Genomic DNA, 935 nt, shown 5'->3' with positions numbered 1-935 from the left:
AGCTTAACCTTCGGGAGGGCGCTTACCACTTTGTGATTCATGACTGGGGTGAAGTCGTAACAAGGTAACCGTAGGGGAACCTGCGGTTGGATCACCTCCTTACCTTAAAGAACCTGCCTTTGTAGTGTCCACACAGATTGTCTGATGAAAAGTAAATAGCAAGGCGTCTTGCGATTGAGACTTCAGTGTCCCCTTCGTCTAGAGGCCCAGGACACCGCCCTTTCACGGCGGTAACAGGGGTTCGAATCCCCTAGGGGACGCCACTTGCTGGTTCGTGAGTGAAAGTCACCTGCCTTAATATCTCAAAACTCATCTTCGGGTGACGTTTGAGATATTTGCTCTTTAAAAATCTGGATCAAGCTGAAAATTGAAACGACACACATGTTATGTGTGTTCGAGTCTCTCAAATTTTCGCAATTTGATGATGAATCGAAAGAAACATCTTCGGGTTGTGAGGTTAAGCGACTAAGCGTACACGGTGGATGCCCTGGCAGTCAGAGGCGATGAAGGACGTGCTAATCTGCGAAAAGCGCCGGCGAGGTGATATGAACCTTTGACCCGGCGATGTCCGAATGGGGAAACCCAGTGTGTTCCGACACACTATCGTTAACTGAATACATAGGTTAACGAGGCGAACCGGGGGAACTGAAACATCTAAGTACCCCGAGGAAAAGAAATCAACCGAGATTCCCCCAGTAGCGGCGAGCGAACGGGGAGCAGCCCAGAGTCTGAATCAGCTTGTGTGTTAGTGGAACGGTCTGGAAAGTCCGGCGATACAGGGTGATAGCCCCGTACACGAAAGCACACATGCTGTGAACTCGAAGAGTAGGGCGGGACACGTGGTATCCTGTCTGAATATGGGGGGACCATCCTCCAAGGCTAAATACTCCTGACTGACCGATAGTGAACCAGTACCGTGAGGGAAAGGCGAAAAG

The 935-nt window shown here is 50.3% G+C and carries 1 tRNA gene and 2 rRNA genes; all 3 read left to right on the top strand.

Features of this window, described 5'->3' with window-relative positions:
• Nucleotides 1-102: ribosomal RNA gene (locus KW829_RS22700) — 16S ribosomal RNA — on the top strand; the annotation flags it as partial.
• 85 nt (nt 103-187) lie between these two features.
• Nucleotides 188-263 (top strand) — tRNA-Glu (locus tag KW829_RS22695).
• Nucleotides 264-455: 192 nt separating this feature from the next.
• A 23S ribosomal RNA gene (locus KW829_RS22690) occupies nt 456-935 on the top strand; the annotation flags it as partial.

This window comes from Enterobacter sp. ENT02, from assembly GCF_019219165.1.
Lineage (GTDB): Bacteria > Pseudomonadota > Gammaproteobacteria > Enterobacterales > Enterobacteriaceae > Enterobacter > Enterobacter mori.
The sequence above is the reverse complement of the archived record's forward strand: the minus strand, read 5'-3'. Positions and strand labels throughout refer to the sequence as shown.